We start from the raw sequence: 14,091 nt of genomic DNA, 5'->3' as shown, positions 1-14,091 counted from the left end.
CGCTCCGCGCGGAAGAATGGGTCCATGAGCCAGCAGCCCAGCTCCGAGGTCCCGGTCCAGCCCGCCGCTCAGCCGTCCGTCGGTTCCCTCGCCGCACACCGGCCGCACGCCGTCTCCGCCCCGTCCTCCGGCAGCGCCGCCCTGTCCACGGCGGCCGATCTGGACCCCGACATCGACGCCGACGCCGACGCGTACGAGCCCGATGTCGACGGGGACGAGCTGCCGCAGGGCCGGTTCCTGGACCGGGAACGCAGTTGGCTCGCGTTCAACGAACGTGTTCTGGAACTGGCGGAGGACCCCTCGACCCCCCTCCTCGAACGGGCTAATTTCCTCGCCATCTTCGCCTCGAACCTGGACGAGTTCTTCATGGTCCGGGTGGCGGGCCTGAAACGCCGGATCGCGACCGGTGTCGCCACCCGTTCCGCCTCCGGACTCCAGCCCCGCGAGGTCCTCGACCTGATCTGGACCCGCTCGCGCGAACTCATGGCCCGGCACGCCGCCTGCTACCAGCAGGACGTCGCCCCCGCCCTGTCCGACGAGGGCATCCAGCTGATCCGCTGGCCCGAGCTGACCGAGAAGGAGCAGGCCCGCCTGTTCACCTTCTTCCGCCAGCGCGTCTTCCCCGTACTGACCCCGCTGGCCGTCGACCCGGCGCACCCCTTCCCTTACATCTCCGGCCTCTCGCTCAACCTCGCCGTCGTCGTGCGCAACCCGGTCAGCGGCCACCGCCACTTCGCCCGGGTCAAGGTCCCGCCGCTGCTGACCCGCTTCCTGGAGGCCTCCCCGCAGCGCTACGTCCCCATCGAGGACATCATCGCCGCCCACCTGGAGGAGCTCTTCCCGGGCATGGAGGTCCTCGCGCACCACATGTTCCGGGTCACCAGGAACGAGGACCTGGAGGTCGAGGAGGACGACGCCGAGAATCTCCTCCAGGCCCTGGAGAAGGAGCTGATGCGGCGCCGCTTCGGGCCGCCGGTCCGCCTGGAGGTCGAGGAGTCCATCGACCCGTACGTGCTGGACCTGCTGGTCCGCGAGCTGAAGGTGTCCGACGCCGAGGTCTACCCGCTGCCCGGACCGCTCGATCTCACCGGGCTGTTCGGCATAGCGTCGCTGGACCGGCCGGAGCTGAAGTTCCCCAAGTTCATCGCCGGCACCCACCGCGACCTCGCCGAGGTCGAGTCCGCCTCCGCGCCCGACATCTTCGCCGCCCTGCGCGAACGCGACGTGCTGCTGCACCACCCCTACGACTCCTTCTCCACCTCCGTCCAGGCCTTCCTGGAACAGGCTGCGGGCGACCCGGACGTCCTCGCCATCAAGCAGACCCTGTACCGGACCTCGGGCGACTCCCCGATAGTGGACGCCCTCATCGACGCCGCCGAGTCCGGCAAGCAGGTCCTCGTACTCGTCGAGATCAAGGCCCGCTTCGACGAACAGGCCAACATCAAGTGGGCGCGCAAGCTGGAGGAGGCGGGCTGCCACGTCGTCTACGGGCTCGTCGGCCTGAAGACGCACTGCAAGCTCTCGCTCGTCGTCCGCCAGGAGAGCGACACCCTGCGCCGCTACTCGCACGTCGGCACCGGCAACTACCACCCCAAGACGGCCCGGCTGTACGAGGACCTCGGCCTGCTCACCGCCGACCCGCAGGTCGGCGCGGACCTCTCCGACCTCTTCAACCGGCTCTCCGGCTACTCGCGCCGCGAGACCTACCGCCGTCTGCTGGTCGCCCCGAAGTCGCTGCGGGACGGTCTGATCGCCCGGATAAACAAGGAGATCGCGCACCAGCGGGCCGGCCGCACCGCCTACGTGCGCATCAAGGTCAACTCGATGGTCGACGAAGCGATCATCGACGCCTGCTACCGGGCCGCGCAGGCGGGTGTCCCGGTCGACATCTGGGTGCGCGGCATCTGCGCGATCCGCCCCGGCGTCACCGGCCTCTCCGAGAACATCCGGGTCCGCTCCGTACTCGGCCGCTTCCTCGAACACTCCCGGGTGTTCTCGTTCGGCAACGGCGGCGAGCCAGAGGTCTGGTTCGGCAGCGCTGACATGATGCACCGCAACCTCGACCGCCGCATCGAGGCCCTGGTCAGGGTCACCGACCCCGCCCACCGGGCCGCGCTCAGCCGCCTCCTGGAGACGGGCATGGCCGACACCACCTCCTCCTGGCACCTGGGCCCCGACGGGAACTGGACCCGGCACGCCACGGACGCGGAGGGCCGGCCGCTGCGGCACGTACAGGAAATGCTCATTGACGCGCGGAGGCGCCGGCGTGCGACGCCCTGACCACCAGACCCAGACGGACGTGACCGCGGGGGCGGTGCTCGCACCGTACCTCCGGGCACAGGCGGCGGACTTCCTGCGGAGCCTGCGCCTGCACCGCGAGAACAGTGCCCCCACGGACGCCGGTCCGCAGGCCGCCGAACAGGCCGCCGGAGCACTCCGGCGCTCGTCCCGCCGGATCAGCGGCACCCTGCACACCTTCCGGAGCGCGCTCGACCCGCTCTGGGCCGAACAACTGCGCACCGAACTGGCCTGGCTTTCCGGCACGCTCGCCCGCGAGCACGCCTACGCGGACCGGCTGATCCGGCTCCTGGACGCGCTGCACGGGCTCTCGGGGACACCGCTGCCCGCGGCCCGCTCCTCTTCCGGTGACAGCGCCGCCAAGGACCGCGCCGGTCTCGGCGTCGGCGCGGCGCGCGCCGGCGCACTGCTGGAACGCCAGCTGACCCTCGCCCGGACCCGCGCCCACTCCGCGGCGCTCCAGGCGCTCGGCTCCTCCCGCTTCCACGCGGTGGCCGACGCGGTCGCGCTGCTCGCCTCAGAGGTCCCGCTCGCCCCGGTGGCCACCGAACCCGCCGCCGAACTGCTGGGCGAGCCCGCGGACCGGGCCGAACAGCGGCTGCTCGGCGCGGTGGCGGCCCTCTCCGCTGACGGGACGGCCGAGCCGTACAACGAGGCGCAGGACGCGCCCTGGCACCAGACCCGGCTGCTGCTGCGGCTGCACCGGTACGCCCACGAGGTGGTGCGCGGCGCCCCCGACCCGGTCCTGGCCGGCCCGGTTCACGCGCTCGACCTGCACCGGGACGCGTCGGAGGCCGCCGCCGCCGCGGCGTCCGCGGCCCGCACACCGCGGATCGCACCGGCGACCGCGTACGCCCTGGGGGTGCTCCACGCCGACCAGCGCCACGAGGTGGGGGCGGCGCGCGCGGTGTTCCGGGAGACCTGGCCGTACGCGGCGGCCGTGACCGCGCGATGAGCACCACGGTGCGGGCGGCGGGGTGCGTGCTCTGGCGCCGCCCGCCGCACGGCGCGCCCGGCGCGGGCGGCGCCGCCGGCGTGGAGATCTGCCTGGTGCACCGGCCGCGTTACGACGACTGGTCGTTCCCCAAGGGCAAGCTGAAACGCGGCGAGTCCCCGCGGGACGCGGCTCTGCGCGAGGTCCTGGAGGAGACGGGCCACCACTGCGTGCCGGGCGCCGTGCTCCCCATGGTCCGGTACCTGGCGAACGGACGCCCGAAGGAGGTCACGTACTGGTCCGCCGAGGCCACGGCGGGCGCCTTCGTCCCGAACCGCGAGGTGGACGAGGTGGTGTGGCTCCCGCCGGAGGCCGCCCGCGCCCGCCTGACCCACCCGCGCGACCGCGCCCTGCTGGACACGGCCCGCCCGGCGCTGCCGCAGCCGTAGCCCCTCCCGGCCCGCTCCGGTCCGGCCGGCGTTCCGATGCCGCGACCCCCGTCCGGTCCCGGGCCGGGAAAACCGCTGCCCGGAACCCGATCCGCGCCCCGGAACCAGGCCGCCCGACACGGTTCACCTTCCGTTCACTCACCCCCGCAAACCGCTTCACCTCTTCTGCCTAATTTCGGCAGTACACGGTGCGCGGCGAACCACCGCACCACCCAAAAAAACTTCCCGCACCGCGCAGAACATCCGTACCACCCATCACCTCGCACGCCGTCGTAGAACGAAAACAACCTCGGCGGCTCCTGGAAGGAACACCCGAAAGTGAAGCTTCAGCGCAAGAACCGGCTTCGTGCCACCGCGCTCGGTGCCCTCGCCGTCTCCGGCGCCCTGGTCCTCACGGCGTGCGGTTCGGACAACAACAGCGGCGGCGACACCGGCGGGAGCGGCGGCAAGACCAAGGCCGCCTCGAACGTCAAGTGCGACGGCGCCAAGGGCCAGCTGCGCGCCTCCGGCTCCAGCGCCCAGAAGAACGCCATGGACCTGTGGGTCAAGGACTACATGGCCGCCTGTTCCGGCGTGGAGATCAACTACAACTCCTCCTCGTCCGGCGAGGGCATCGTCGCCTTCAACCAGGGCACCGTCGGCTTCGCCGGCTCCGACTCGGCGCTGAAGCCCGAAGAGGTCGCCGACTCGAAGAAGATCTGCAAGACCGGCCAGGGCATCAACCTCCCGATGGTCGGCGGCCCGATCGCGGTCGGCTTCCACCTCGACGGCGTCGACAGCCTGACGCTGGACGCCCCGACGCTCGCCAAGATCTTCGACACCAAGATCAAGAAGTGGAACGACGAGGCGATCACCAAGCTCAACCCCGGCGCCAAGCTCCCGGACAAGCCGATCCAGCCCTTCCACCGCTCCGAGGACTCCGGCACCACCCAGAACCTGGGCAAGTACCTCGCCGCCACCGCCCCGAGCGACTGGAAGTACGAGGCCGAGAAGAAGTGGCCGGCCCCCGGTGGCCAGGCCGCGTCCGGCTCCTCCGGCGTCGCCTCCCAGGTGAAGGCGGTCGACGGTTCGATCGGCTACTTCGAGCTCTCCTACGCCTCGTCGCAGAAGATCACCACCGTCGACATCAACACCGGCGGCGCAGCCCCGGTCAAGGCCTCCTCGGAGAACGCCTCCAAGGCCATCGCCGCCGCCAAGGTCAAGGGCACCGGCAAGGACCTGGCGCTCGACCTCGACTACACCACCAAGGCCGAGGGCGCCTACCCGCTGGTCCTGGTGACGTACGAGGTCGTCTGCGACACCGGCAACAAGGCCGACACCCTCGGCACCGTGAAGTCCTTCCTGGGCTACACCGCCTCCACCGAGGGCCAGCAGCTCCTCACCGAGGCCGGCTACGCCCCGATCCCCGAGGCGATCAACACCAAGGTCCGCGAGACGGTCGCCTCCCTCTCGTAACCGAACCGCACCACAGGCACCACCGCGGTAACGCACGCAGACGCAACAGGCGGGCCGGTCCGGTACACCCCTCCGGACCGGCCGGCCCCCACCACCCCCATCCGGTGCACCGCCGCCAGGGGAGCCCTCCGCTCCCCCACACAGACCGGAAAGACCATGGCTTCCACCACACAGACAGAGACACCACCGGCCCGGCCGGGCGGGCGCACCCGCCCCAGGCCGACCGGTCGCCTCGGCGACAAGATATTTCTGGGCCTGTCCCAGGGCTCCGGCATCCTGCTGCTCGTGCTCATGGCGTCGATCGCCGTGTTCCTCAGCTACCGCGCCGGCATCGCCCTCTCGAAGGACGAAGGCAACTTCTTCACCACCTTCGACTGGAACCCGGCGGGCAGCCCCCCTGTCTTCGGCATCGCGGTCCTGCTCTTCGGGACCGTCGTCAGCTCGATCATCGCGATGGTCATCGCGGTTCCGATCGCTGTCGGCATCGCCCTCTTCATCTCGCACTACGCACCGCGCCGACTGGCCGCCCCGATCGCGTACGTCGTCGATCTCCTCGCCGCGGTGCCCAGCATCGTCTACGGCATCTGGGGCGCGCTCGTCCTCGTGCCGTACCTCGAAGGCCTCAACCTCTGGCTCGACCAGTTCTTCGGCTGGACGTACATCTTCGAGAAGACCGAGGTCGGCGTCGCCCGCTCCCTCTTCACCGTCGGCATCCTGCTCGCGATCATGATCCTGCCGATCGTGACCAGCGTCAGCCGCGAGGTCTTCCTCCAGGTCCCGAAGATGAACGAGGAAGCCGCGCTCGCGCTCGGCGCCACCCGCTGGGAGGTCATCCGCCTCTCGGTGCTGCCGTTCGGGCGCTCCGGTGTGATCTCCGCCTCGATGCTCGGCCTGGGACGCGCGCTCGGCGAGACGATGGCCGTCGCCACGGTCCTGTCGCCGAGCTTCCTCATCTCGCTGCACGTGCTCAACCCGGGCGGCGGGACGTTCGCCCAGAACATCGCCGCGAAGTTCGGCGAGGCCGACGCGTTCGGGCGTGACGCCCTGATCGCCTCCGGCCTGGTCCTCTTCGTCCTCACCCTGCTGGTCAACGGCGCCGCGCGGCTCATCATCGCCCGCCGCAAGGAGTACTCGGGGGCCAACGCATGAGCCACTCATCCACCAGCGTCCAGGACCGCCGGGCCCCGATACCGCCCGCACCGGGCAACAGCCTCAGCAGCCGGACGCTCCCCCGCCTGGCCCCGCTCGGCTTCGCCGCCCTGTCGATCGCCCTCGGCGTCGGCACCGGTGCGGCCGCCGGCTGGCACAGCCGGGTCCAGTGGGGCCTGGTCTCCGCCCTGCTCTTCCTGGTGATCTCGTACGTCGCGACCAGCGTCGTGGAGAACCGCCGGCAGGCCAAGGACCGCCTCGCCACCAGCCTGGTGTGGGTGTGCTTCCTGATCGCGATCGTCCCGCTGGCCTCGCTCCTGTGGACGACCGTCAGCCGCGGCTCGGGCCGCCTGGACCTCTACTTCCTGACGCACTCGATGGCCGGTGTCCTGGGGTCCGAGGACAGCGGCGGTGTCTACCACGCGCTGATCGGCACGCTGGAACAGGTCGGCATCGCCACGGTGATCTCCGCCCCGCTCGGCCTGCTCACCGCGGTCTACCTGGTGGAGTACGGCAAGGGCTCGCTCGCCAAGGCCGTCACCTTCTTCGTCGACGTGATGACCGGCATCCCGTCCATCGTGGCCGGCCTGTTCATCCTCTCGATCATGCTGATCGCGGGTCTCGAACCCTCCGGCCTGATGGGCGCGCTGGCCCTGACGATCCTGATGATCCCGGTCGTGGTCCGCTCCACCGAGGAGATGCTGAAGCTCGTACCGAACGAGCTCCGCGAGGCCTCCCTCGCCCTCGGCATCCCGAAGTGGCGGACCATCCTGAAGGTGGTCCTGCCGACCGCGATCGGCGGCATCGCCACCGGCGTCATGCTCGCCATCGCGCGCATCGCCGGAGAGACCGCACCGATCATCCTGCTGGTCTTCGGCAGTCAGCTGATCAACCCGAACCCCTTCGAAGGCGCCCAGTCCTCACTGCCGTTCTACATCTACGAGCAGTACAAGATCGGCGAGACCGCGTCCTACGACCGCGCCTGGGCCGCCGCCCTGGTCCTGATCGCCTTCGTCATGATCCTCAATCTGGTGGCCCGCGGCATCGCCCGCTGGAAGGCCCCACAGCACTGAATATGCGGCTCCGCCGCGTGGCCGGCCGCTGAGGCGGCCAAGAGAAAGCAGTGATTCAGATGGCCAAGCGCATAGACATCAGCGGCCTGTCGGCCTACTACGGCGCCCACAAGGCGATCGACGACATCTCCATGACCGTGGAACCCCGCTCCGTGACCGCCTTCATCGGCCCGTCCGGCTGCGGCAAGTCCACCTTCCTGCGCACCCTGAACCGGATGCACGAGGTCACCCCCGGCGGCCGCGTCGAGGGCAAGGTGCTGCTGGACGACGAGGACCTGTACGGCTCCGGCGTCGACCCGGTCACCGTGCGCCGCACGGTCGGCATGGTCTTCCAGCGCCCGAACCCGTTCCCGACCATGTCGATCTTCGACAACGTCGCGGCCGGCCTGCGGCTGAACGGCAACTACCGCAAGAGCGCCCTGAACGACATCGTGGAGAAGTCGCTGCGCGGCGCGAACCTCTGGAACGAGGTCAAGGACCGGCTGAACAAGCCCGGCTCCGGCCTCTCCGGCGGCCAGCAGCAGCGGCTGTGCATCGCCCGCGCCATCGCGGTCGAGCCGGACGTGCTGCTGATGGACGAGCCGTGCTCCGCCCTCGACCCGATCTCCACCCTCGCCATCGAGGACCTGATCGGCGAGCTGAAGGAACGCTTCACGATCGTCATCGTGACGCACAACATGCAGCAGGCGGCCCGCGTCTCCGACCGCACGGCGTTCTTCAACCTCGCGGCGGTCGGCATGCCCGGCAAGCTCGTGGAGATAGACGAGACGGAACGCATCTTCTCCAACCCGTCGGTCCAGGCCACGGAGGACTACATCTCCGGCCGCTTCGGCTGAGCCGGAACCCCTCCCCCAGACGGCCTTGAGGTGCTGCATGGCGGTGCCACCGCAAGGCGAAGGGTCCGCCCCGCTCTCCACAAGAGAGCGGGGCGGACCCACATCAAGCCCCTGGTGACCGGGCCGGCGTCAGCCGAACAGCAGCACGACGATCCCGTAGCTCGCAGCGGCGACCAGCGCCGCTGCCGGCATGGTGATGAACCACCCCAGGATGATGTTCTTCGCGACACCCCACCGCACCGCGTTCACCCGCTTCGTGGCGCCCACACCCATGATCGCCGAGGTGATGACGTGCGTCGTCGAGATCGGCGCGTGGAACAGGAACGCCGAGCCGAACATGATCGACGCCCCCGTCGTCTCCGCGGCGAAACCCTGCGGCGGGTCCAGCTCGATGATCTTGCGGCCGAGCGTCCGCATGATGCGCCAGCCACCCGCGTACGTACCCAGCGACAGCATCAGCGCGCAGACGAGCTTCACCCAGACCGGGATCGGGTCGCTGTACGTCTCGTGGCCGGAGATGACCAGGGCCATCACCACGATGCCCATCGTCTTCTGCGCGTCCTGGAGACCGTGACCGAGCGCCATGCCCGCGGCCGAGACCGTCTGCGCGATCCGGAAACCGCGCTTGGCCTTGTGCGGGTTGGACTTCCGGAACATCCACATGATGGCGACCATCACCAGATAGCCCACCACCAGGCCGATCACCGGCGAGATGAACATCGGGATGACGACCTTGTCGAGCACCCCGCTCCAGTGCACCAGCGTCCCGCCCGCGAGCGCGGCACCGACCATGCCGCCGAACAGGGCATGGGAGGACGACGACGGCAGGCCGAAGTACCAGGTGACCAGGTTCCAGATGATCGCGCCGACCAGCGCGGCGAAGAGGATGCCCATCCCCTTGTCGCCCACGGGAGTCGCGATCAGGCCCTCGCTGACGGTCTTGGCGACCCCGCTGCCGAGGAACGCGCCGGCGAGGTTCATCACCGCCGCCATGGCCAGTGCCGCACGCGGGGTGAGCGCCCGGGTGGAGACCGACGTGGCGATGGCGTTCGCCGAGTCGTGGAAGCCGTTCGTATACGTGAAACCGAGCGCGACGCCGATGGTCACGATCAGTACAAAGGTGTCCACGTGGTTCAGGACTCCTTGACCGCGATGGTCTCCACCGTGTTGGCGACGTGCTCGAACGCGTCGGCAGCCTCTTCCAGCACATCCACGATCTGCTTCAGCTTCAGCACCTCCATGGCGTCGTACTTGCCGTTGAAGAGCTGGGCGAGCAGCTTGCGGTGGATCTGGTCGGCCTGGTTCTCCAGGCGGTTGACCTCGATCCAGTACTCGGTGAGGTTGTCCATGGTCCGCAGGTTCGGCATGGCCGCGGCGGTCAGTTCCGCCGCCCGTGCCAGAACCTCGACCTGCTGCTCGACACCCTTGGGGAGCTCATCGACCTGGTACAGCACGACGAGGTCGACTGCCTCCTCCATGAAGTCCATGATGTCGTCGAGCGACGACGCGAGATTGTAAATGTCCTCGCGGTCGAACGGCGTAATGAAGGAGGAGTTCAGCTGGTGGAAGATCGCGTGGGTGGCATCGTCCCCCGCGTGCTCCGCTGCCCGCATACGCTCCGCGATCTCGACTCGGGAGGCAGAATCCGCCCCGAGCAGTTCCATCAGGAGTTTCGAGCCCGTGACGATGTTGTCCGCAGACGCGGAGAACATGTCGTAGAAGCTCGTCTCCCTGGGGGTCAGACGAAAGCGCACGTGGGGTCCTCGGGGTGCTTTGGATTCGGTCAGGCTGATGCTAGGCGCATCATCCGGCCACGGCTAACCGGCATTCTTCAGTGTCGCGCATCAGGCACAGTGATCAGCACGGGGCCCCGGTCACGTTTCAGCTGAATTCGTTAGGATATACCCACCAGGGGTATATAAACGGCAGGGTAAAGGGAAAACGGGAGGCAGTAATGAGCACCACCGAGGCCACCGGGGCGGCCCAGTCGCCGGACGCTGCGGTCGTCACGACCCCGGCGGACGCCACGGCTCCCGCGGACGCGATCGTCACCGATCACGACCGGGGCATACACGGATACCACCACCAGAAGGCGGAGCACCTCAAGCGCCTGCGGCGCATCGAGGGCCAGATCCGCGGCCTGCAGCGCATGGTCGACGAGGACGTCTACTGCATCGACATACTCACCCAGGTGTCGGCGTCCACCAAGGCGCTCCAGTCCTTCGCACTCCAGTTGCTGGAGGAGCACCTGCGCCACTGCGTGGCCGATGCGGCGGTCAAGGGCGGCGAGGAGATCGACGCGAAGGTCGAGGAGGCCACGAAGGCCATCGCCCGGCTGCTGCGTACCTGAGAGCCGCCGCGTACCCGGGACACGGGCACGCGCTGCCGCGGCGCCGGGCCTGTCGCGCCCGTCACCCCGCCCCCGTCACCCCCGGTGCTCTCCCTGCCGGGGGACGGTGGTGCGTTCGGTGATCACCTTGACGTCGAGCACCTCGTCGATGCGGTCCGCGCTGAGGCGTTCCCCGATCGCCGCCGACGCCGCGATCATCAGCTCCCCGCACAGCTCGATCTCGGCGAGTGCCACATGGTCCGATACGGTCCGTGCGCTGAGCGTCACCACGTCACTCACCTCTCACTGCCGTCGCCGACTTCCTAGGGTAGGGAGCGCACCACACGCCGCGCATGGCACGGACGGACCATTTCGCCTCGGCCAGATGCCTAGGACCAGCCACTCGTACCACCTCGGGCTCGCGGGGACCGGGGGCGACCGGGGCGGTCACGGCTGCCGCCCCCGCTCGATCTCACCGGTCTCGATCGCACCGGTGTAGATGTCGCGCTCGGCCGGGATCGGTGCGGAGACCGCCACCCCGAACCCGTACAGCAGCGTCGTCGACACCACCTCCACCGCGGGCCCCTCGTTGGCGAAGGTGAACCGGTGGCGCACCTTGCGCAGCCGCCCCTGCTCGTCCAGATAGGCGTCGAACGGCACCGTGTGGGTGCGGAACCCCTCGGCCGCCGCCGTCAGCGCACCCCGCGAGGGGGCCGAGGCCTGCCGCGCGGCCCGCGCGATGTCCGTGGTGCCCCGGTAGTGCCGCACCGTCACCCCGGCCAGATCGGTCTCGCCCACGTACGTCACCGCACGCGTCCCGCGCAGCAGCTCCGCCGCCGCCATCGGATCGGTCGCCCCACCGGTCACCAGGTTGCCGTCCGCCAGTGCCTCCGTGTCGATCCTGACCCACTTGTCCTTCGGCACCCCGGCGCCGCGGTTCATCATGTAGAGCGCGCCGGGGGCCAGCAGTTCCGTGATGGGCAGGTGCTCCTCCTCACCCGCGGCGTCCTGCGGCAGTACGACCCTGAGCCGGCCGGACCGGGTACGGAAGTCGTACGTCCCCTTGCCCCTGATCGTCACCCGGGTGCCGCCCGCCGCCGTCTCCATCGACGTACTCACCTTGGCGGTTCCGGCCCCGGACCGGTTCTCCGCGCCCGGGTTCCCCGTGGGCGACGCGCTGCCGGGCCCCGTCCCGCTGAGCACCACCGCCGCCCGGCGCACCGCCTCGACGGCCCCGGCACCGGCCCGGTCGTCGGCCGCGGCCCGGCCCCCGCCACCGCCCGAGCAACCGGCGGCCGCCGCCATCACGCCCATCGCGGCGAGGGCACACACAGCGCGCGCCCCGCCTCCGGATCTGTGCTGCCGCACCACCATCGCCTGCCAACCCCCAACGCCGTACCGCTTGCCCGAGCCCCCCACCCGTTCCGGATAACGACGGCCCCTGTCCCCCGTAACGCCGCTCTCCCACCCCTCACCGCCGGACGGCCCCGCCCAGTACCGTGGACGCGTGTATGACCAACACACCGCCGAGGTTCCGCCGGCCGTCCCACCGGCCCGGTCCGCCCACGAACCCACCACCGTCGAACGCGGCTCGTTCTGCACCGCCCGGTGCGGCTGCGGCTGGTCCGGACCGGCCCGCAGATCCCGCGACCGGGCCCGCGCCGACGCCGACGCGCACCGCGCGGCCCCCTGACCGGACCGCCCCCATGCCCCACGAGGACCCGTCCCCCACCCCGGAGGTCCGATGACCCTGCCGAACCGACGCACCGTCCTGACCGCGGGCGCCGCAGCCGTACTCACCGGAACCACTGCCACCGCCTGCGACGACACCGGATCCAGCACCCCCACCGGCGGCTCGACCCCGGCCAGGCCGTCCGCCACACCGACGGCCACCGGCACGTCCGCGGCCCCGTCGACGACCGCGCCCTCCGGCCCGGCCGACTGGTCCGCGCTGGCCAAGAGCCTCGACGGATCCCTCGTACGCCCAGGCGACGCGGCCTACCGGACCGCCCGTCAGCTCTACAACACCCGGTACGACAACCAGAAGCCGGCCGCCGTCGCCTACGTCAGGCACGAGGCCGACATCCGCGAGTGCCTGGCCTTCGCCCGGCGCAGCTCCACACCCGTCGCCATCCGCAGCGGCGGCCACTCCTACGGCGGCTGGTCGAGCGGCAACGGCAGGCTCGTCGTTGACGTCTCGTCACTCTCCCGCGTCGACGGGAACGGCACGATCGGCGCGGGAGCCCGCCTCCTCGACGTCTACCAGGGCCTCGCCGCGCACGGCGTGACCATCCCCGGCGGCTCCTGCCCCACGGTCGCCATCTCCGGCCTCACCCTCGGCGGCGGCCACGGCGTCGCAGCCCGCGCCTACGGCCTGACCTGCGACAGCCTCACCGCCGCGACGATCGTCACCGCCGACGGCAAGACCCTCACCGCCGACGCCACCCACCACGCGGACCTCTTCTGGGCACTGCGCGGCGCCGGCAACGGCAACTTCGGCGTCGTCACCGAACTCCGCTTCCGCACCCGCCCCGCCCCGCAGACCGTCACCGCGTACATGTCCTGGCCCTGGTCGCGGGCCCGCTCCGTCGTCACCGCCTGGCAGCAGTGGGGCCCGGACCAGCCGGACGAGATCTGGTCCTCCGCCCACCTCGCGGCGGGCCCCGGCGGCGGCAACCCGACGGTGTCCGTCGCGGCGTTCAGCCTCGGCACGTACGGCGACCTGCAGAACGCCGTCGACCGCCTCGCCGACCGGATCGGCGCCCCCGCCTCCTCCGTCTCCCTGCGCCGCCGCAGCTACCAGGAGGCGATGCTCGTGTACGCCGGCTGCTCGGGCATCACCGACGCCCAGTGCCACCTGCCGGGCACCACACCCGGCCGCACCTCGCGGGGCACCCTCCAGCGCGAGACGTACGCGGCCGCCTCCGACTTCTTCGACCACTCGCTGTCCCCGGCCGGCGTCCAGGCCCTCCTGGACCGGACGGAGGCCTTCACCCGGCTCGACGCGGACCAGGGCGGCGGGGGTTCGATCGCGCTCACCGCGCTGGGCGGGGCCATCAACCGGGTCGCCCCGCAGGCCACGGCGTTCGTCCACCGGCGCTCGCGGATGCTCGCCCAGTACATCGGCGCCTGGCGCCCCGGCACCTCGGGCGGCGCACAACAGAAGTGGCTGAAAGACACCCATTCCGCGCTACGCCGTCACGCCTCCGGAGCGGCGTACCAGAACTACGTGGACCCGGCGCTGACGAACTGGCGGAACGCCTACTACGGCACGGCGGCCGCCCGTCTCGGCGACGTGAAGAAGGCGTACGACCCGGACGGCCTCTTCACGTTCCCGCAGTCGCTCTGAGTACGGGGCGGCCAACCCGAACAGCCGCCGCTTCTCCCGGCACCGGACCGCTTTCGCGGTGAACTGGTGGGGGGGGGAAGCGGCGGCTGAGGAACACCGCCGGCGGCCAAGCAGCCCAGCGGCCCAGCGGCTTCGGGCAGCTGAGCCGTCGGGGGGCTGAGCCATCAGGGGGCTGAGCCATCAGGGGGCTGAGCCATCAGGGGGCTGAGCCGTCAAGCA

14 protein-coding genes are annotated in these 14,091 nt (G+C 70.5%); 10 read left to right on the top strand and 4 right to left on the bottom strand.

From position 1 onward, the window contains the following. The first annotated feature begins 24 nt into the window (after positions 1–24). The 7 genes from ACIO3R_RS16100 (at position 25) to pstB (ending at position 8,194) form a co-directional block, all read left to right on the top strand. Positions 25–2,280, top strand: coding sequence for an RNA degradosome polyphosphate kinase (locus tag ACIO3R_RS16100; RefSeq protein ID WP_385350207.1), 2,256 nt, complete (start codon positions 25–27; stop codon positions 2,278–2,280). After that, positions 2,267–3,253, top strand: coding sequence for a CHAD domain-containing protein (locus tag ACIO3R_RS16095; protein WP_402106108.1), 987 nt, complete (start codon positions 2,267–2,269; stop codon positions 3,251–3,253). Before ACIO3R_RS16100 ends, ACIO3R_RS16095 begins: the two co-directional genes overlap by 14 nt. Further along, complete coding sequence (locus ACIO3R_RS16090) at positions 3,250–3,681, top strand: NUDIX hydrolase (RefSeq protein WP_385350201.1); 432 nt, start codon at positions 3,250–3,252, stop codon at positions 3,679–3,681. The genes ACIO3R_RS16095 and ACIO3R_RS16090 overlap by 4 nt, the downstream gene beginning before the upstream one ends. Positions 3,682–3,999: 318 nt before the next feature. Further along, complete coding sequence (gene pstS / locus ACIO3R_RS16085) at positions 4,000–5,136, top strand: phosphate ABC transporter substrate-binding protein PstS (RefSeq protein ID WP_385035603.1); 1,137 nt, start codon at positions 4,000–4,002, stop codon at positions 5,134–5,136. Between the two features lie 156 nt (positions 5,137–5,292). Further along, positions 5,293–6,285 (top strand): phosphate ABC transporter permease subunit PstC, encoded by a 993-nt coding sequence (gene pstC, locus ACIO3R_RS16080; protein ID WP_385035605.1) that lies wholly within the window; start codon positions 5,293–5,295, stop codon positions 6,283–6,285. Further along, positions 6,282–7,358, top strand: coding sequence for a phosphate ABC transporter permease PstA (gene pstA / locus ACIO3R_RS16075; protein WP_385035607.1), 1,077 nt, complete (start codon positions 6,282–6,284; stop codon positions 7,356–7,358). Before pstC ends, pstA begins: the two co-directional genes overlap by 4 nt. Positions 7,359–7,417: 59 nt before the next feature. After that, positions 7,418–8,194: a phosphate ABC transporter ATP-binding protein PstB gene (gene pstB / locus ACIO3R_RS16070; RefSeq protein WP_385035609.1), complete on the top strand. Its 777-nt coding sequence runs from the start codon at positions 7,418–7,420 to the stop codon at positions 8,192–8,194. 129 nt (positions 8,195–8,323) lie between these two features. Here pstB and ACIO3R_RS16065 read toward each other — a convergent pair whose 3' ends face one another. Together ACIO3R_RS16065 and ACIO3R_RS16060 are read right to left on the bottom strand one after the other, a co-directional pair. Continuing rightward, a complete protein-coding gene (locus ACIO3R_RS16065; RefSeq protein WP_363026771.1) occupies positions 8,324–9,322 on the bottom strand; it encodes an inorganic phosphate transporter in 999 nt (332 codons plus the stop codon). Between the two features lie 5 nt (positions 9,323–9,327). After that, positions 9,328–9,948, bottom strand: coding sequence for a DUF47 domain-containing protein (locus ACIO3R_RS16060; protein WP_024493297.1), 621 nt, complete (start codon positions 9,946–9,948; stop codon positions 9,328–9,330). 200 nt (positions 9,949–10,148) lie between these two features. On the opposite strand from ACIO3R_RS16060, the gene ACIO3R_RS16055 reads away from it, so the two are divergent. After that, positions 10,149–10,544 carry a metal-sensitive transcriptional regulator gene (locus ACIO3R_RS16055; RefSeq protein ID WP_385035611.1) on the top strand — a complete coding sequence of 132 codons (396 nt, stop codon included), beginning with the start codon at positions 10,149–10,151 and terminating at the stop codon, positions 10,542–10,544. A 75-nt stretch (positions 10,545–10,619) separates the two neighbouring features. Here the strand turns inward: ACIO3R_RS16055 and ACIO3R_RS16050 are convergent, their stop codons facing one another. Together ACIO3R_RS16050 and ACIO3R_RS16045 are read right to left on the bottom strand one after the other, a co-directional pair. After that, a complete protein-coding gene (locus ACIO3R_RS16050) occupies positions 10,620–10,814 on the bottom strand; it encodes a hypothetical protein (protein WP_123527661.1) in 195 nt (64 codons plus the stop codon). Positions 10,815–10,970: 156 nt separating this feature from the next. Then, complete coding sequence (locus tag ACIO3R_RS16045) at positions 10,971–11,897, bottom strand: hypothetical protein (protein ID WP_402106102.1); 927 nt, start codon at positions 11,895–11,897, stop codon at positions 10,971–10,973. A 133-nt stretch (positions 11,898–12,030) separates the two neighbouring features. Here ACIO3R_RS16045 and ACIO3R_RS16040 point away from each other — a divergent pair, with 133 nt between their 5' ends. Together ACIO3R_RS16040 and ACIO3R_RS16035 are read left to right on the top strand one after the other, a co-directional pair. Beyond that, complete coding sequence (locus ACIO3R_RS16040) at positions 12,031–12,216, top strand: hypothetical protein (protein ID WP_363026777.1); 186 nt, start codon at positions 12,031–12,033, stop codon at positions 12,214–12,216. 51 nt (positions 12,217–12,267) lie between these two features. Then, positions 12,268–13,872: an FAD-binding protein gene (locus ACIO3R_RS16035; protein ID WP_402106098.1), complete on the top strand. Its 1,605-nt coding sequence runs from the start codon at positions 12,268–12,270 to the stop codon at positions 13,870–13,872. The last annotated feature ends 219 nt before the right edge of the window (positions 13,873–14,091 follow it).

Origin of the sequence: Streptomyces sp. NPDC087428, assembly GCF_044744085.1 — a bacterium.
GTDB lineage: Bacteria > Actinomycetota > Actinomycetes > Streptomycetales > Streptomycetaceae > Streptomyces.
Note: the sequence above shows the minus strand (reverse complement) of the source record. Positions and strands in the feature narration are given on the sequence as shown.

Coding starts and splice junctions, on each gene's coding strand:
- pstC (WP_385035605.1), top strand. CDS start 5,293: ATGGCTTCCACCACACAGACAGAGACACCACCGGCCCGGCCGGGCGGG.
- ACIO3R_RS16055 (WP_385035611.1), top strand. CDS start 10,149: ATGAGCACCACCGAGGCCACCGGGGCGGCCCAGTCGCCGGACGCTGCG.
- pstA (WP_385035607.1), top strand. CDS start 6,282: ATGAGCCACTCATCCACCAGCGTCCAGGACCGCCGGGCCCCGATACCG.
- ACIO3R_RS16100 (WP_385350207.1), top strand. CDS start 25: ATGAGCCAGCAGCCCAGCTCCGAGGTCCCGGTCCAGCCCGCCGCTCAG.
- ACIO3R_RS16035 (WP_402106098.1), top strand. CDS start 12,268: ATGACCCTGCCGAACCGACGCACCGTCCTGACCGCGGGCGCCGCAGCC.
- ACIO3R_RS16090 (WP_385350201.1), top strand. CDS start 3,250: ATGAGCACCACGGTGCGGGCGGCGGGGTGCGTGCTCTGGCGCCGCCCG.
- pstB (WP_385035609.1), top strand. CDS start 7,418: ATGGCCAAGCGCATAGACATCAGCGGCCTGTCGGCCTACTACGGCGCC.
- ACIO3R_RS16045 (WP_402106102.1), bottom strand. CDS start 11,897: ATGGTGGTGCGGCAGCACAGATCCGGAGGCGGGGCGCGCGCTGTGTGT.